A 17,157-nucleotide genomic window follows, 5' to 3' on the forward strand; every position below is an offset into this window, starting at 1 on the left:
CTGCTTAGGAATCGCACGACGCGACCAGAAAAAAGGCGTTTTCTGGTCGCATGGTACGCATTACATCGCGTTAAGACGCTTCTGCGCCTGTTTCGCGCCATCAGTGCCAGGATATTTGTTAATCACCTGCTGATAAACCGCTTTCGCTTTTGCCGTATCACCTTTGTCCTGCATGATAACGCCAACTTTGTACATCGCGTCCGCAGCCTTCGGCGACTTAGGATAGTTTTTTACTACCGAGGCGAAATAATAGGCGGCATCATCTTTTTTACCCTTGTTGTAATTCAACTGGCCCAGCCAATAATTGGCGTTCGGCTGATAAGTAGAATCAGGGTATTTCTTGATGAAGTTCTGAAACGCCACAATCGCATCATCCTGGCGAGACTTATCCTGCACCAGCGCAATTGCCGCATTGTAATCGGTATTCGCATCGCCACTTTGTACCGGCGCCCCTGAGGTTGCCGTACCGGCATCCGGGGCGGGGGTCGCAGCGGTTGCCGCCCCGCTCTGGTCACCAGCCGCTGGCTGCGCTGCGCCGCCATTATTTAAGCTCCCCAGCTGCAGCATAATTTGCTTCTGGCGCTCCATCACCTGATTCAGTTGATACTGATTTTCCTGGATTTGGCCGCGCAAAGAATCGATATCGGACTGATTATCGGAGAGCTGCTGCTGAAGTTGGGTTAAAAGCTGGCTGTGAGCGTTAGAGATACGCTCAAGTTGAGTGACGCGGTCTTCGACCGAGCCTGAGCCGACACTACTGATTGGCGCCTGAGCAAAAGCGGCCCAGGGGGCCGCTATGCCAACCAGTAACGACAGACTCAACAGGTGATGTCTGAAGTTACTGCTCATGCAATTCTCTTAGTAAACCAGTACAGCGCGACGGTTCTTAGCGTAAGCCGCTTCGTCGTGGCCCAGTACGGCAGGTTTTTCTTTACCGTAAGAAACGATGGAGATCTGGTCAGCGGAAACGCCTTTACCCTGCAGATACATCTTAACAGCGTTCGCACGACGCTCACCCAGGGAGATGTTGTACTCCGGAGTACCGCGTTCGTCCGCGTGACCTTCTACGGTGACTTTGTAAGACGGGTTGCTACGCAGGAAGTTAGCGTGCGCATCCAGCATTGCCGCGAAGTCAGAACGGATATCGTACTTGTCGAGATCGAAGTAAACGATGTTGTTCTGCTGCAGCTGCTGCATCTGCAGACGCGCTTGCTCTTCAGACGACATATTACCGCTACCGTTCGAATCCATACCCGTGCCGGCGCCGTTCAGCATACCGCCTTCGCTACCGTCATTGCTGGCGTTCTTGTTGGAAGAACATGCCGCGATTGCCATAACAGGCAGGGCAATCATCAGGCCCTTCAGCACTTTGTTCAGTTGCATTTCTTTAATTCCTTTAGTAATCAATTAATTATTATCACAGATACGGCGACCAGGCAGGCGATTTCACCTGACCATCAGTTGCCGGAAGACGCGCTTTGAAACGCCCATCTGTAGAAACCAAATTCAGCACAGATCCCATCCCCTGAGAAGAGCTGTAGATTACCATCGTGCCGTTAGGTGCCAGACTTGGCGTTTCATCCAGGAACGTTGACGACAGAACCTGTACGCCCCCCGTCACCAGATCTTGTTTGGCAATGTGCTGCTGCCCGTTATTTGAGCTTACCATTACCATAAATTTACCGTCGCTGCTGACATCCGCATCCTGGTTTTGCGAACCTTCCCAGGTAATACGCTGCGCCGCACCGCCGTTAATGTTCATTTTATACACTTGCGGACGTCCAGCCTGGTCAGAAGTAAAGGCCAGAGTCTGGCTGTCCGGGAACCAGGTCGGCTCCGTATTGTTGCTACGCCCGTCCGTTATCTGACGAATCTGGCCGGAGGCGAGATCCATAACGTACAGGTTCAGACTTCCGGTTTTCGATAACGCGAACGCCAGTTTCGTCCCATCCGGCGAGAAGGCCGGCGCGCCGTTGTGACGCGGGAAGGACGCAACCTGACGCACTGCGCCGTTTGCCAGCGTCTGGATAACCAGCGCGGAGCGACCGCTTTCAAATGTCACGTAAGCCAGTTTTGAGCCGTCCGGAGACCACGCCGGAGACATCAGCGGCTGCGGAGAACGGTGCACTACGAACTGATTGTAGCCATCGTAATCCGACACACGCAGTTCATACGGGAACTGACCGCCGTTAGTCTGTACCACATAGGCGATACGAGTACGGAACGCGCCCTTAATGCCCGTCAGTTTTTCAAAGACTTCGTCACTGGCGGTATGGCCTGCATAACGCAGCCACTGCTTGTTCACTTTATAAGAGTTTTGCGCCAGTACAGTCCCCGGCGCGCCGCCAGTGTCAACCAGCTGATAAGCAACATTGTAGGAACCGTCCGGATTCGGCGTTACCTGCCCAACGACGACGGCATCAATACCCAGCGCAGACCATGCGGTAGGCTGAACTTCCTGAGCGGTGGCTGGCTGCTGCGGCAGTCGGGACCGGTCTAACGGATTAAATTTACCGCTATTGCGTAAATCTGCCGCCACGATGCCACCGATATCTTCAGGCGCAGCGCCCGGCCCGGCCCATTTAAAAGGCACAACGCCAATCGGTCGCGCCGAGTCCACCCCCTGGGTGATCTCGATACGGACTTCTGCGTGCAGCACTGCCGCCCACAGCATCAGAAAACCAAATGCTACTCGTAATGCCTGCTTCATCATATCTCCCATACCTGGGCCTGCGACCCACGATAATTTAGCAGAATGTTAACAAACTCAAATACACAAAACCACCAGGACCAGTAACAACTCAACTGCTCCAACTTCCATAAAGAAAAGTATCTACAGTTTAAAGTCTAGTTTGGCATCCTTTATTTTCTCATAAACAGCCTGGCTTGGCGGTTTAGGAATTTTCGCGGTTTTTGCCGCCATTAACGCCGCCTGACAAAGCGCCGGATCGCCGCCCTCAGACGTAATGCTTTTTAATGAGCCATCCGGCGCCAGGCTAATATGCAAGACACATTGTTTGCCCTGATACAGGCTCGCATCATACAGACGGCTCTGAATCGCGACCTGAATCTGTTTCGCGTAGGCGCTGATATCAGCGCCTGTCGCCCCACCGTTAGCGCCCGATGTACCGCTATCTTTCGATGGCTGGCCATTCCCTTTCGCGCCGCCGCCGGTTTTCGGCGCATTCTTACCCGAGCTGAGATCGCCAAGCAGATCGTCGACGCCTTCTGCGGCGGCCGCTTTTTCGGCAGCCGCTTTCTTCTTAGCGTCCGCCGCTGCTTTCGCCGCCGCGGCATCCGCTTTCTTCTTCGCCTCCGCCGCCGCTTTCGCCGCCTCGGCATCCGCTTTCTTCTTCGCCTCCGCCGCTGCTTTCGCCGCTTCGGCCTCCGCTTTCTTCTTCGCCTCCGACGCAGCTTTCGCCGCTTCGGCCTCTGCTTTCTTCTTCGCGTCTGCCGCCGCTTTCGCCGCTTCGGCTTCCGCTTTCTTCTTCGCGTCCGCCGCCGCTTTTACCGCCTCGGCCTCTGCTTTCTTCTTCGCGTCCGCCGCCGCTTTCGCCGCTTCGGCCTCCGCTTTTTTCTTCGCGTCCGCCGCCGCTTTCGCCGCTTCTTCGGCCTGTTGCTGCTGCTGTTGCGCCAGTTTTGCCGCTTCTTCAGCCTGCTTTTGCTGCTCCTGAGCCGCTAAACGTTCTTTCTCAAGTTGTTTCAACCGCTCCTGTTCGGCAGCCTGCTTCTGCTGCAGCTCCTCTGCTTGCTGCTGTTGCAGCTTTTTACGCTCTTCTTCCGCGCGTCTGGCGCTGGCCTGTTGATCCTGCTGACGGTTGTACTGCTGCACAACGGCGCCAGGATCGACCATCACCGCGTCGATAGCGGAACCGCCGCCGCCGCCGGCAGAAGCCTCTATATGCTCATCAAACGAACTCCAGATCAGCACTGCAAATAAGATGATATGCAGCACGGCTGAAATAATTATCGCCCGTTTGAGCTTGTCGTTTTGTTCGGTTGCCTTTGACACTCTCGGTTCCCAAAAAACTGTTCGCCTGTTACTCGCCGTCTTTCAAGCCAACGGGACGCAGACTTCAGATTGGCTGCGTCATTAAGCCAACCGATTTTACGCCCGCGCTGTGTAACAAGTTCAGCGCTTTAATTATTTCATCGTACGGCACCTCTTTCGCGCCGCCGATTAAAAAGACTGTTTTCGGATTAGCCTGCAGATGACGCTTTACTTCTGCGATCACCTGTTCAGACGGCAGTTGATCCATTCGATCTTTATCAACCACTACGCTGTATTGCCCTACTCCGGAAACCTCAATAATGACCGGTGGATCGTCGTTACTACTGACCGCCTGCGACTGATTCGCCTCCGGCAAGTCGACTTCCACGCTCTGGGTAATGATCGGCGCGGTTGCCATAAAGATCAGCAGCAGCACCAACAGTACGTCGAGCAGCGGTACAATATTGATTTCGGACTTAAGTTCGCGACGACCTCGTCCACGCGTTCTGGCCATGGCTTACCCCTTGTTGCTTTCGCTTACGGTAAACGCCTGGCGGTGCAGAATCGCGGTGAACTCTTCCATAAAGTTGTCGTAATTCAGTTCCAGCTTGTTCACGCGCTGATTCAGTCGGTTGTAAGCCATAACCGCAGGGATAGCGGCAAACAGACCAATCGCCGTGGCAATCAATGCTTCGGCAATACCCGGCGCAACCATTTGCAGAGTCGCCTGTTTCACCGCGCCCAGGGCGATAAACGCATGCATAATCCCCCATACGGTGCCAAACAGACCGATATAAGGACTGATAGAGCCTACCGTGCCAAGAAACGGGATATGCGTTTCCAGCGTTTCCAGCTCTCGGTTCATGGAGATGCGCATCGCACGCGACGCCCCCTCTACCACTGCCTCCGGCGCATGGCTGTTGGCGCGATGGAGCCGGACAAACTCTTTGAACCCGCTATAAAAAATTTGTTCCGAGCCCGACAGACTATCGCGTCTCCCCTGGCTTTCCTGGTACAGACGCGATAGTTCGATTCCGGACCAGAACTTATCTTCAAACGCTTCCGCCTCACGCGCAGCGGCGTTCAGGATACGCGTTCGCTGGATAATGATGGCCCAGGATGCTATTGAAAAACCAATCAAAATCAACATGATAAGTTTAACCAGAAGGCTTGCCTTCAGGAACAAATCAAGGATATTCATGTCAGTCACTGCTTAAACTCCGCGACAATAGACTTAGGAAGCGCACGAGGCTTCATTTTGAGTGGATCAACGCAAACAATCAGAACCTCTGCTTCATTTAGCAGCGTGTTCTCTGCGTTGACAATGCGTTGCGTGAAAACCAAAGCGGTGCCACGCATTGACGTAATTTCTGTTTGAACTTCAAGCATATCGTCGAGCCGCGCAGGCGCATAGTATTCCAGCGTCATCTTGCGCACCACAAAGGCGACCCGCTCCGCCAGCAGCACCTGTTGGCTGAAGTGATGGTGACGCAGCATCTCCGTGCGCGCTCTTTCATAAAAAGCGACATAGCTGGCGTGATAAACCACACCGCCGGCGTCCGTGTCTTCGTAATAAACTCGAATTGGCCATCGAAACATATACTTATTCATCCCTGCAGCCTCTTTGTTGGCGTCATCCGCTTGCCGCCGTAATGCCTCAAGAATGCCGTTGTATATCGCCTTGTATTCACTTTACATCCCGGTAATGCAACAAAAGTAGAGCTTTTAAACGTTGCTACTATACGCGTGGGAATGAGGCTTGGGAATGGGGGGAAGTTAAGGGAGAGTAAAAATATATGGGCTTATGCAAGCCCCTATATTTTTAAGGAGGTTTCTTATTCACAAGAAGAAGAAAATCAGGCCGACGATAAGGACGATATCCGCAAGGAGCGGACAAAAAATCCCTTGCCAGTGTACGGATTCAGGGCGAAAACCCACGCCGTGGATTATGCCTGCGCAAACCGCCCACATCAGCAATAATCCGTGCCAGATTTCAAGCGTGCTGGTCCTGGCGGCAAACCGTGACGGGTCCCAGAACATACATCCTGCCAGCACTATCGCCATCACGAAGGAAAGCGCCCTTAAGGGGCGCTTGTCCATTACCGCATACAGTTTTGCGATAATATGGGTCATTAGCTTTCTTCTTGACCGGTTTTACCCGCTTCAACGTGCTCAAGCGCCAGGGCGGTAATGATCCCGAATGCACAGGCAAGAAGCGTTCCCAGAATCCATGCGAAATACCACATTTTAAGCTCCTTACTTAGTACAGAGAGTGGGTGTTGCTTTCAATATGTTCTTTAGTGATACGACCGAACATTTTCCAGTAACACCAGCTGGTGTAGATCAGAATGATCGGTACGAACACCGCCGCAACCCAGGTCATCAGGTTCAGCGTCATCTGGCTGGATGTCGCATCCCACATGGTCAGGCTGGCATTCATCATCGTGCTGGACGGCATCACAAACGGGAACATAGCGATACCCGCCGTCAGAATAATGCAGGCCAACGTCAGCGAAGAGAACAGGAATGCCCACGCGCCTTTCTCCATACGGGAAGTCAGAATAGTCAGCAGCGGCAGAACCACGCCCAGAGCCGGAACCAACCACAGGATCGGAGCATTATTAAAGTTCACCAGCCAGGCGCCAGCTTCACGCGCCACTTCTTTAGTCAGCGGGTTAGAGGCGGCATGATGATCAATCGCGGATGTCACGACATAACCATCAATACCATACATTACCCAAACGCCCGCCAGCGCAAAGCACACTAATGTCACCAGCGCCGCAATCTGCGAGGTGGCGCGCGCGCGCAGGTGCAGTTCGCCAACGGTGCGCATTTGCAGGTAAGTCGCCCCCTGCGTGATGATCATCCCTACGCTTACGATACCCGCCAGCAGACCAAACGGGTTCAGCAACTGGAAGAAGTTACCGGTGTAGTACAGACGCAGATACTCATCTACATGGAACGGTACGCCCTGCAACAGGTTGCCAAAGGCCACGCCAATCACCAGCGGCGGCACAAAGCTACCGATGAACACGCCCCAGTCCCACATGTTGCGCCAGCGCGGGTCTTCAATCTTGGAACGGTAATCAAAACCGACCGGACGGAAGAACAAAGACGCCAGCACCAGGATCATCGCCACATAGAAACCGGAGAACGCCGCAGCGTAAACCATCGGCCAGGCAGCAAACAACGCGCCGCCCGCGGTGATCAACCACACCTGGTTACCGTCCCAGTGTGGAGCGATAGAGTTAATCATAATTCGACGTTCGGTGTCGTTACGACCGAGGAAACGGGTGAGCATCCCCACCCCCATGTCGAACCCATCGGTGACAGCGAAACCAATTAGCAAAATGCCAACCAGCAGCCACCAGATAAAACGTAGTACTTCATAATCGATCATTTGACGACTCCTGTCTTAGCGTGCCGGCTGAGAAGTCACGGTGGACTGCTCAAAGTGATAGCGACCGGTTTTCAGGCTGCTTGGGCCAAGGCGTGCAAATTTGAACATCAGGAACAATTCTGCCACCAGGAACAGGGTATACAGGCCGCAAATCAGGAACATGGAGAACAGCAGATCGCCCACGGTCAGCGATGAGTTCGCCACGGCTGTCGGCAACACTTCGCCGATCGCCCACGGCTGACGACCATACTCGGCGACGAACCAACCTGCTTCAACCGCAATCCACGGCAGTGGAATACCGTACAGCGCCGCGCGCAGCAGCCATTTTTTCTCACCGATGCGGTTACGAATCACGCTCCAGAAGGAAAGTGCGATGATCGCCAGCAGCAGGAAGCCGCACGCCACCATGATACGGAAAGCGAAGTACAGCGGCGCAACGCGAGGAATGGAATCTTTCGTCGCTTGCTGGATCTGCGCTTCGGTCGCGTCAGTCACATTAGGCGTATAACGTTTCAGCAGCAGGCCGTAACCGAGATCTTTCTTCATGCTGTTAAACTGGTCGCGAACGGCCTGGTCGGTAGAACCGGCGCGCAGCTGCTCCAGCAGTTCATAGGCTTTCATCCCGTTACGGATACGCTCTTCATGCTGAACCATGAGATCTTTCAGACCAATAACCGGCGTGTCCACGGAACGCGTAGCGATAATGCCGAGCGCATAAGGGATCTGAATCGCCAGATGGTTTTCCTGTTTGTCCTGGTCAGGAATGCCGAACAGGGTAAAGGAGGCCGGAGCAGGTTGCGTTTCCCATTCGGCTTCAATCGCAGCGAGCTTGGTTTTCTGCACATCGCCCATTTCGTAACCGGATTCGTCACCGAGTACGATAACGGACAGTACGGCAGCCATACCGAAGCTGGCAGCAATAGCAAAGGAGCGTTTAGCAAAGGCGAAGTCACGACCTTTCAGCATGTAGTAAGCGCTGATACCGAGGATGAACATCGCGCCGGTGACATAGCCGGACGCCACAGTGTGAACAAATTTCACCTGTGCTACCGGGTTCAGCACCAGTTCAGAGAAGCTCACCATTTCCATACGCATGGTTTCGAAATTGAAATCCGCAGCGATTGGGTTTTGCATCCAGCCGTTCGCTACCAGAATCCACAACGCGGAGAGGTTGGACCCCAGAGCCACCAGCCAGGTGACGCACATATGCTGAACTTTACTCAGACGATCCCAGCCGAAGAAGAACAGACCTACAAAGGTGGATTCGAGGAAGAAGGCCATCAAACCTTCGATGGCCAGCGGCGCACCGAAGATGTCCCCAACATAGTGGGAGTAGTACGACCAGTTTGTCCCGAACTGGAACTCCATGGTCAAACCGGTAGCCACACCCAGAGCAAAGTTGATACCAAACAACTTGCCCCAGAACTTGGTCATATCTTTATAAATCTGTTTGCCGGAAAGGACGTATACCGTTTCCATAATGGCCAGCAGGAACGCCATACCGAGCGTTAGCGGCACAAACAGGAAGTGGTACATCGCGGTCAAGGCAAACTGTAAGCGCGACAGTTCGACTATATCTAACATCATGACTCCTTGCTCATCGCATGAAGACTCCGAGAGTGAACCCCGTTAGAAAGGGTCACACGCATGCCCCAATACAAATTTATTTGCGGCCTTCCATCGTACTATCCCCTCGGGAAGGAAACAGTAATGATGAAAGGTTACAAACATGTTAATAAAAAACCCAAATTGATCCCGCAAATATATTACGCCGTAAAACCCTTACAATAAACAGGTTTTTAGTGGGTCAGATTTGCTTTTTTCGACAGCGATCAATTTATGGCTAATCTATCGCTTTTCAGGGAATTTGATCACGGACAATTTAACCAGTTTTGATGCTCTTTTCCAACATTTAAATATTGATTAAAATCAATTTTTGAAGTTAATGTTAATAATGTTTATTCATTGAATGCATGGTGAATTTTTTGTTAACTTTTTGTTTTTGCAAAGAGTAATTTCAAACCCCCTGTAAAAAGAGGCTTATTCGATAAGGCTAAACATTTTGTGCGTTTTTTACTGCCCCGCATCCCGTAAAAACATTCCACATTGATGTTCAATTATTGCTAAATAGCTCACAGATTTTTTCTGCAGATTATCAACACTTATTATTTTATACATTTAGTCTATTTTTATTTTACTTATAATTAACACCGCAAAGAAACTATCTCATTGCACACGCGCCATCATCCCACCGGGATTACCCTGCCCCAACTTCCCTTTCCCGACGACTAACGGCCAGGATCATCTTGCCAGGTTATCGCCTTAATTATCGCTAATAAGCTTTCCAGATAGCCAGAAACAAACATTTTATTCGCTAATTTTTCTTTATTTCAATAACACCGTATTTGCCTCTCTATAATTATTATAGTGAAGATTCTGTTATCACCTTCACAGATTTACCCTCAATTTCTACGTCACTCATAGTGATAATTCTGTTTATTCGCAGCCATAAATACCCTTTAAACATGATTAATCACGAACGAATAGTGTCAATAAGTTCTTAATAATTTTTAAAGTTAACCTCTTTTAACCAGCAAAAGTTCATATAATTTATTAAACGATATCTTTAATACTTCAGGGAAATAATGCCGGTACTCTTATGATTAAAATAGCTGTTTTATTCTGCCATTAAACAAGCAGTCTGTGTAAGCGCGATACATCTGAGGAGACATGTAGTTCGCGCTCAGGCAAACATGCGCGGCCACAGAGTCAAGCGTCAATTTACTATAGAGGTTAGCGTCAACATAGTGTAATGCTGCGATGCGTTTTTTTCATGGCGGAAAGCGCATAATCCGTCTCCAGTGAGGTCGGCAGGTCTTTCACCAAGACAGCATCTGTATTTTCTGCAAAAGAGTTAACCAGCAAACTGAGTAAATTTACTGCCGCTGCCAGACGGTTATTATCAATTATTTTTAGACTCCACCATGTTTTTTTACTGAGGCATCATTTTCCTATAGCTCAATATTTACAAAGCCAATAATTTTATATCCCGGATGCTTCACCCGTACTTTGCCACAAACAATAAAGCCATAAAAAAGGCCACCGTAAAGGTGGCCAACCATGTCGAAAACGGACATTGCGCTGTTCCCGCAGGAACAGCGAGTTTTATTTTATAATTGCTTTCAGCGCTTCGCCGATATCGGCCAGGCTGCGAACGGTTTTCACGCCCGCGGCTTCCAGCGCGGCGAATTTTTCATCCGCAGTGCCTTTACCACCGGCAATGATGGCGCCCGCGTGGCCCATACGCTTGCCTTTCGGCGCGGTAACACCCGCGATATAGCCAACAACCGGCTTGGTCACGTGGTCTTTAATGTAAGCCGCCGCTTCTTCTTCTGCGCTACCGCCGATCTCGCCGATCATCACGATCGCTTCAGTCTGCGGATCTTCCTGGAACAGTTTCAGAATGTCGATGAAGTTAGAGCCCGGAATCGGGTCGCCGCCGATACCCACGCAGGTGGACTGGCCGAAACCGTAGTCGGTGGTCTGCTTAACCGCTTCATAGGTCAGCGTGCCGGAACGGGAAACGATACCCACTTTACCCGGCTTATGAATGTGACCCGGCATGATGCCGATTTTGCATTCGCCCGGGGTGATCACACCTGGGCAGTTCGGGCCGATCATGCGTACGCCCGCTTCGTCCAGCTTCACTTTCACGGTCAGCATATCCAGCGTCGGAATACCTTCGGTGATGGTGATAATCAGTTTGATGCCTGCGTCGATCGCTTCCAGAATGGAGTCTTTGCAGAACGGCGCCGGGACGTAGATAACGGATGCGGTCGCACCGGTAGCTTCTACTGCTTCGCGCACGGTGTTGAACACCGGCAGACCCAGATGCGTGGTGCCGCCTTTGCCCGGCGTTACGCCGCCGACCATTTGCGTACCGTAAGCAATCGCCTGTTCGGAGTGGAAAGTCCCCTGGCTACCGGTGAAGCCCTGGCAGATAACCTTGGTATCTTTATTAATTAAAACGGACATTATTTCCCCTCCACTGCGGCAACAACCTGCTGAGCTGCATCCGTCAGACTTTTCGCTGCAATAATATTCAGGCCACTGTCAGCCAGTTTCTTCGCGCCGAGTTCGGCGTTGTTGCCTTCCAGACGCACCACCACCGGAACATTCACGCCCACTTCTTCCACCGCGCCGATGATACCGTCGGCAATCAGGTCACAACGGACGATACCGCCGAAGATGTTAACCAGAACCGCTTTCACGTTGTCATCTGAGAGGATGATTTTAAACGCTTCGGTGACGCGCTCTTTGGTTGCGCCGCCGCCCACGTCAAGGAAGTTAGCCGGTTCGCCGCCATGCAGCTTAACGATGTCCATGGTGCCCATCGCCAGGCCCGCGCCGTTCACCATGCAACCGATGTTGCCGTCCAGCGCGACGTAGTTCAGTTCCCACTGCGCCGCCTGCGCTTCACGCGGGTCTTCCTGAGACTGGTCACGCATTTCACGCAGATCCGGCTGGCGGAACAGCGCGTTGCCGTCAGCGCCCAGCTTGCCGTCGAGGCAAATCAGATCGCCCTGCTTAGTGATCACCAGCGGATTAATTTCGATTAGCGCCAGGTCGCGCTCAAGGAAAATGGTTGCCAGGCCCATAAAGATTTTGGTGAACTGCTGCACCAGTTTACCTTCCAGACCCAATTTGAACGCTAGCTCCCGCCCCTGATACGGCATCGGGCCGGTCAGCGGATCGAGCGCGACTTTATGGATCAGATGCGGGGTTTCCTCCGCGACTTTTTCGATCTCTACGCCGCCTTCGGTAGACGCCATAAAGACCACGCGACGAGAACTACGGTCAACCACCGCGCCGAGGTACAGTTCTTTGCCGATGTCGGTCGCCGCTTCAACCAGAATCTGGTTTACCGGTTGGCCATTAGCGTCTGTTTGATAGGTCACCAGACGTTTGCCCAGCCAGTTTTCCGCGAAGGCGCGAATCTCTTCTTTGCTTTTTACTACCTTCACACCGCCCGCTTTGCCGCGGCCGCCAGCGTGAACCTGACATTTCACTACCCACGGGCCGGCACCGATTTTAGACGCGGCTTCTTCGGCTTCACGCGGAGTAGTACAGGCATAACCCACCGGCGCCGGTAAGCCATAGCGGGCAAAAAGTTGTTTTGCCTGATATTCATGTAAGTTCATGTGTTCTGTCCATCCTTCAGGTAATCGTTATCTTTAGACCTGTAGGCCTGAAAGCTGCGCGCCATCAGGCATTACACCATCGCCGGATGGCGGCGTGAACGCCTTATCCGGCCTACAGGTAGCAGGTGATGCTCTTGCTGACTACACGTCCAACAGCAGACGGGTCGGATCTTCCAGCAACTCTTTGATGGTGACCAGGAAGCCCACGGATTCGCGACCATCGATCAGGCGATGATCGTAAGAGAGCGCCAGGTACATCATCGGCAGGATTTCCACCTTGCCATCCACCGCCATCGGCCTGTCTTTAATAGCATGCATTCCCAGAATCGCGCTCTGCGGCGGGTTGATGATCGGGGTAGACATCAGCGAACCGAATACGCCGCCGTTGGTAATGGTAAAGTTACCGCCGGTCAGGTCTTCTACGGTCAGCTTGCCGTCGCGGCCTTTGACAGCCAGTTCTTTAATTTTTTTCTCGATGTCAGCCATGCCCAGCGTATCCACGTCACGCAGGACCGGCGTGACCAGGCCGCGCGGCGTAGACACCGCCATGCTCACATCAAAGTAGTTGTGATACACCACGTCATCGCCGTCGATAGAGGCGTTCACTTCCGGATAACGCTTCAGCGCTTCCACTACCGCTTTCACGTAGAAGGACATAAAGCCCAGGCGGATACCATGACGTTTTTCAAACACTTCGCCATACTGCTTACGCAAATCCATAATCGGCTTCATGTTGACTTCATTGAAGGTCGTCAGCATGGCGGTGGAATTTTTCGCTTCCAGCAGACGCTCGGCCACGCGCTTACGCAGGCGGGTCATTGGCACGCGTTTTTCGCCGCGCGCGCCCAGAGCGGGTTGTGCTGCAGGTTCAACAGCGGGTGCTTTAGACTCGCCTTTCGCCAGATGTTTTTCCACATCTTCACGGGTCAGACGCCCACCCACACCAGTGCCTTTAATGGCGCTGGCTTCCAGATTGTGTTCAGCCAGCAGGCGACGGATCGCCGGGCTGAGCGCATCGTTGTTTTGTTCTTCCAGCGACGCCTGCTGGCGCTGTGCCGGCGTAGATGCTTTCTCTTCAGATTTCGCGCTGGTCTCTTTACCCGCGCTGTTGCCTTCACGCAGGCGACCCAGGATCTGGCGAGAGGTGACAGTCGTCCCCTCCTCTTCCAGAACCGCATCCAGAATGCCGTCCGCTGATGCCGGTACTTCCAGTACCACTTTGTCAGTTTCGATTTCTACCAGCACTTCGTCACGAACAACCGCATCGCCCGGTTTTTTATGCCAGGTGGCGACGGTCGCGTCCGCTACGGACTCAGGCAGGTCGGGAACAAGAATATCTACGCTACTCATTATTTATCCTTTATTTAATCGACGTTCAGCGCGTCATTAACCAGATCTTGTTGCTGTTTCTGGTGAACGGACATATACCCTACCGCCGGAGAGGCGGAGGCCGGGCGACCTGCATAACGCAGAGCGGCCCCAAACGGAATCACTTCACGGAAATGATGCTGACTGCAGTACCATGCGCCCTGGTTGAGCGGCTCTTCCTGGCACCAGACAAAATCATGGACGTGAGCGTATGGTTGCAGCGCTTCCTGCACCGCTTTATGCGGGAACGGATAGAGCTGTTCGATGCGCACGATAGCGACATCTTTCTGTGAGTTTTTACGCCGTTGTTCCAGCAGGTCGTAATAAACCTTACCAGAACACATTACCACGCGTTTTACGGCTTTAGGGTCCAGCTCGTCAATTTCGCCAATGGCCGGCTGGAAGGAACCGTTCGCCAGTTCATCAAGCGTGGAAACCGCCAGCGGGTGACGCAGCAGCGATTTCGGCGACATCACCACCAGCGGACGACGCATCCCGCGCAGCGCCTGACGGCGCAGCATATGGTAGACCTGCGCCGGGGTGGACGGCACGCAAACCTGCATATTCTGCTCGGCGCAAAGTTGCAGATAACGTTCCAGACGCGCGGAAGAGTGCTCCGGGCCCTGCCCTTCATAGCCATGCGGCAACAGCATCACCAGACCGCACATCCGGCCCCATTTCTGCTCGCCGGAGGAGATGAACTGGTCAATCACTACCTGCGCGCCGTTGGCAAAATCGCCAAACTGCGCTTCCCAGATAGTCAGGGTACGTGGTTCCGCCGTGGCATAACCGTATTCAAAAGCCAGTACCGCTTCTTCAGACAGCACGGAGTCCCAGACTTTAAACTGTCCCTGACCGCTGTGAATATGCTGCAACGGCGTATACGTTGAGCCGTTCGTCTGGTTGTGGATCACCGCATGACGATGGAAGAAGGTGCCGCGACCGGAGTCTTCCCCGGACAGGCGCACCGGAATGCCTTCATCGACCAGCGTGGCGTAAGCCAGATTTTCCGCACCGCCCCAGTCAAACAATTTCTCGCCTGCCGCCATTGCCTGACGGTCGCCATAAATTTTCGCCACGCGAGACTGCATTTCAATGGCTTCCGGCACGGTGCTGATACGTTTTGCCAGCTCCTGCAGACGCTTCATTTCTACCTTGTTCGGGTATGCTTCATCCCATTCGTGGTTTAGATACGGCGACCAGGTGAACGAGTGCATATTCATCGGACGCCACTCTTTCACCACGCATTCGCCTGCATCCAGCGCATCGCGATAGAGGTTGACCATTTCGGTGGCATCTTCCAGCGTCGCGACTTTGTCCGCTTCCAGCTTGTCGGCGTAGATTTTACGCGGCGTCGGATGCTTTTTAATTTTCTGGTACATCAGCGGCTGGGTTGCGCTTGGCTCGTCGGCTTCGTTGTGGCCGTGACGGCGGTAGCACACCAGATCGATGAACACATCGCGTTTAAAGGTATTACGGAAGTCCAGCGCCAGACGGGTCACAAAAGCGACGGCTTCCGGATCGTCCGCATTGACGTGGAAAATCGGCGCCTGGACCATTTTACCGATATCGGTGCAGTAAGGCGTTGAACGCGCATCCAGTGGGTTAGAGGTGGTGAAACCCACCTGGTTGTTGATAACGATACGTACCGTACCGCCCACTTCGTAACCGCGCGCTTTCGACATGTTCAGGGTTTCCTGAACCACGCCCTGGCCGGTCACCGCGGCGTCGCCGTGAATAGTGATCGGCAACACTTTGTTGCTGCTCGGTTCGTCCAGCCTGTCCAGACGGGCGCGCACGGAGCCCATCACCACCGGGCTCACAATTTCCAGATGCGATGGGTTAAACGCCAGCGCCAGGTGAACCAGACCGCCTTCGGTTTCGATATCTGACGAGAAGCCCATGTGATACTTCACGTCGCCGGTACCCAGATGTTCTTTATGCTTACCGGCAAATTCGTCGAACAGATCCTGCGGTTTTTTACCCAGTACGTTGATCAGCACGTTCAGGCGACCGCGGTGCGCCATCCCCAGCACCACTTCGCGAGTGCCGCTGTTACCCGCATGGCGAACCATCTCTTTCAGCATGGGTATCAGCGCATCTCCCCCCTCAAGCGAGAAACGTTTCGCACCCGGGAATTTGGCGCCCAGATAACGCTCCAGCCCTTCAGCGGCGGTCAGTTCGTTCAGGAAGCGTTTTTTCTCGTCAGCGCTAAAGGCCGCACGACCGGATTCGATGCGCTGTTGGATCCAGCGTTTCTCTTCGGTGCTGGTGATGTGCATATACTCAGCGCCAATCGGGCCGCAGTAGGTCTGTTTGAGCGCGTCGAGCAGCTCGCCCAGCTTCATCGTCTCTTTGCCGCTGGCAAAGGAGCCGACATTGAAGGTTTCCTGGAAATCGGCCTCGGTCAAATCATGGAAAGAAGGGTCCAGATCCGCCACGCGTTCTTGTTTCCAAAGACCCAGCGGATCGAGGTTTGCATGCTGATGGCCACGGAAACGATAAGCGTTAATAAGCTGCAGGACTTTAACCTGCTTCACATTGGTGTCAGGGTCGGAAATCGTAGAAGAGTGACGTGAGCCAGCCAACGCCTGCCGCCGGAAATATTCACGTGTTTTTGAATGGAGTTGATCCGGTTTGACTCCGGTACCAGGTAACTGCTGGAACGTCAAACGCCAGTTAGCGTCTACCGAGTCAGGATCGGTTAAGAAGTCTTCATAGAGCTGTTCTATCCAGCTCTGATTCGAACCAGAGAGGTAAGAAGAGTCCAACCAGGCTTTCAAAGCGCTGTTCTGCATCGTGATCCCTTAAGCATCTTTTCTGCTTATTTAATACTCTAAATAGGTCACGTTTCAGGAAGGCGGCAAGCTTGCGAATCCCTGGGAGCTTACATCCAGTAAGTGACCGGGGTGAGCAAGTGCAGCCAACGCACATGCAACGTGAACTATGACGAGTATTTCGCCGTGGATACTAACCACGCATACGCTGTATGCGTGCCGGGGTTCACTTGTTGCGGACTGTCGTGTCATCTGCGTCCGCTAAGGAACCTTTAAAAACTGTCTAATAATCTTCGCTGTTCAGGCTACGACTGCGTTGCGGCCTTCGCTCACTCCGGTCACATAGTTAACTATGCTCCCGAAGATTCGTTCAGACCGCGCCTTGTCTCGCTCTGAACATCTCGATTATTACTAATCATA

General features: G+C 53.0%; 15 protein-coding genes. All 15 read right to left on the reverse strand.

What is annotated here, in order from left to right:
* Positions 1–60: 60 nt before the first annotated feature.
* The 15 genes from cpoB to sucA all read right to left on the reverse strand — a co-directional run bounded on the left by cpoB (position 61) and on the right by sucA (position 16,758).
* Entirely contained in the window at positions 61–849 is a 789-nt protein-coding gene (gene cpoB / locus QEN32_RS14845) for a cell division protein CpoB (RefSeq protein ID WP_000097547.1), read from the reverse strand.
* A 9-nt stretch (positions 850–858) separates the two neighbouring features.
* Positions 859–1,383, reverse strand: a complete 525-nt coding sequence (pal, locus tag QEN32_RS14850; RefSeq protein WP_001176623.1) for a peptidoglycan-associated lipoprotein Pal — start codon at positions 1,381–1,383, stop codon at positions 859–861.
* Positions 1,384–1,417: 34 nt separating this feature from the next.
* Positions 1,418–2,710, reverse strand: coding sequence for a Tol-Pal system beta propeller repeat protein TolB (gene tolB, locus QEN32_RS14855; protein WP_001562341.1), 1,293 nt, complete (start codon positions 2,708–2,710; stop codon positions 1,418–1,420).
* A gap of 123 nt (positions 2,711–2,833) precedes the next feature.
* Positions 2,834–4,012: a cell envelope integrity protein TolA gene (gene tolA, locus QEN32_RS14860; protein WP_058805558.1), complete on the reverse strand. Its 1,179-nt coding sequence runs from the start codon at positions 4,010–4,012 to the stop codon at positions 2,834–2,836.
* Between the two features lie 64 nt (positions 4,013–4,076).
* Positions 4,077–4,505 (reverse strand): colicin uptake protein TolR, encoded by a 429-nt coding sequence (gene tolR, locus QEN32_RS14865; RefSeq protein ID WP_000124676.1) that lies wholly within the window; start codon positions 4,503–4,505, stop codon positions 4,077–4,079.
* 3 nt (positions 4,506–4,508) lie between these two features.
* On the reverse strand, positions 4,509–5,201 hold the full coding sequence (gene tolQ, locus QEN32_RS14870; protein WP_000131318.1) for a Tol-Pal system protein TolQ: 693 nt from the start codon (positions 5,199–5,201) through the stop codon (positions 4,509–4,511).
* Positions 5,198–5,602, reverse strand: a complete 405-nt coding sequence (gene ybgC, locus QEN32_RS14875; protein WP_001046240.1) for a tol-pal system-associated acyl-CoA thioesterase — start codon at positions 5,600–5,602, stop codon at positions 5,198–5,200. The genes tolQ and ybgC overlap by 4 nt, the downstream gene beginning before the upstream one ends.
* A gap of 228 nt (positions 5,603–5,830) precedes the next feature.
* Positions 5,831–6,124: a cyd operon protein YbgE gene (ybgE, locus tag QEN32_RS14880; RefSeq protein ID WP_000148790.1), complete on the reverse strand. Its 294-nt coding sequence runs from the start codon at positions 6,122–6,124 to the stop codon at positions 5,831–5,833.
* Positions 6,124–6,237 (reverse strand): cytochrome bd-I oxidase subunit CydX, encoded by a 114-nt coding sequence (gene cydX, locus QEN32_RS14885; protein WP_000270278.1) that lies wholly within the window; start codon positions 6,235–6,237, stop codon positions 6,124–6,126. The genes ybgE and cydX overlap by 1 nt, the downstream gene beginning before the upstream one ends.
* 14 nt (positions 6,238–6,251) lie before the next feature.
* The gene (gene cydB / locus QEN32_RS14890) at positions 6,252–7,391 is read right to left on the reverse strand and encodes a cytochrome d ubiquinol oxidase subunit II (RefSeq protein ID WP_000568258.1); all 1,140 of its coding nucleotides are present in this window, start codon (positions 7,389–7,391) and stop codon (positions 6,252–6,254) included.
* Positions 7,392–7,406: 15 nt separating this feature from the next.
* Complete coding sequence (gene cydA, locus QEN32_RS14895) at positions 7,407–8,975, reverse strand: cytochrome ubiquinol oxidase subunit I (protein ID WP_000884369.1); 1,569 nt, start codon at positions 8,973–8,975, stop codon at positions 7,407–7,409.
* A gap of 1,581 nt (positions 8,976–10,556) precedes the next feature.
* A complete protein-coding gene (sucD, locus tag QEN32_RS14900; RefSeq protein ID WP_000114631.1) occupies positions 10,557–11,426 on the reverse strand; it encodes a succinate--CoA ligase subunit alpha in 870 nt (289 codons plus the stop codon).
* Entirely contained in the window at positions 11,426–12,592 is a 1,167-nt protein-coding gene (sucC, locus tag QEN32_RS14905) for an ADP-forming succinate--CoA ligase subunit beta (RefSeq protein ID WP_001048590.1), read from the reverse strand. The genes sucD and sucC overlap by 1 nt, the downstream gene beginning before the upstream one ends.
* A gap of 141 nt (positions 12,593–12,733) precedes the next feature.
* Positions 12,734–13,942, reverse strand: a complete 1,209-nt coding sequence (gene odhB, locus QEN32_RS14910; RefSeq protein WP_000099858.1) for a 2-oxoglutarate dehydrogenase complex dihydrolipoyllysine-residue succinyltransferase — start codon at positions 13,940–13,942, stop codon at positions 12,734–12,736.
* 14 nt (positions 13,943–13,956) lie between these two features.
* Positions 13,957–16,758, reverse strand: a complete 2,802-nt coding sequence (gene sucA, locus QEN32_RS14915; protein WP_001181502.1) for a 2-oxoglutarate dehydrogenase E1 component — start codon at positions 16,756–16,758, stop codon at positions 13,957–13,959.
* Positions 16,759–17,157: the final 399 nt, after the last annotated feature.

The sequence above is a fragment of the Salmonella sp. SA14318 genome (assembly GCF_029866905.1).
Lineage (GTDB): Bacteria > Pseudomonadota > Gammaproteobacteria > Enterobacterales > Enterobacteriaceae > Salmonella > Salmonella enterica.

Coding starts and splice junctions, on each gene's coding strand:
- cpoB (WP_000097547.1), bottom strand. CDS start 849: ATGAGCAGTAACTTCAGACATCACCTGTTGAGTCTGTCGTTACTGGTT.
- pal (WP_001176623.1), bottom strand. CDS start 1,383: ATGCAACTGAACAAAGTGCTGAAGGGCCTGATGATTGCCCTGCCTGTT.
- tolB (WP_001562341.1), bottom strand. CDS start 2,710: ATGAAGCAGGCATTACGAGTAGCATTTGGTTTTCTGATGCTGTGGGCG.
- tolR (WP_000124676.1), bottom strand. CDS start 4,505: ATGGCCAGAACGCGTGGACGAGGTCGTCGCGAACTTAAGTCCGAAATC.
- ybgC (WP_001046240.1), bottom strand. CDS start 5,602: ATGAATAAGTATATGTTTCGATGGCCAATTCGAGTTTATTACGAAGAC.
- ybgE (WP_000148790.1), bottom strand. CDS start 6,124: ATGACCCATATTATCGCAAAACTGTATGCGGTAATGGACAAGCGCCCC.
- cydX (WP_000270278.1), bottom strand. CDS start 6,237: ATGTGGTATTTCGCATGGATTCTGGGAACGCTTCTTGCCTGTGCATTC.
- cydB (WP_000568258.1), bottom strand. CDS start 7,391: ATGATCGATTATGAAGTACTACGTTTTATCTGGTGGCTGCTGGTTGGC.
- cydA (WP_000884369.1), bottom strand. CDS start 8,975: ATGTTAGATATAGTCGAACTGTCGCGCTTACAGTTTGCCTTGACCGCG.
- sucD (WP_000114631.1), bottom strand. CDS start 11,426: ATGTCCGTTTTAATTAATAAAGATACCAAGGTTATCTGCCAGGGCTTC.
- sucC (WP_001048590.1), bottom strand. CDS start 12,592: ATGAACTTACATGAATATCAGGCAAAACAACTTTTTGCCCGCTATGGC.
- odhB (WP_000099858.1), bottom strand. CDS start 13,942: ATGAGTAGCGTAGATATTCTTGTTCCCGACCTGCCTGAGTCCGTAGCG.
- sucA (WP_001181502.1), bottom strand. CDS start 16,758: ATGCAGAACAGCGCTTTGAAAGCCTGGTTGGACTCTTCTTACCTCTCT.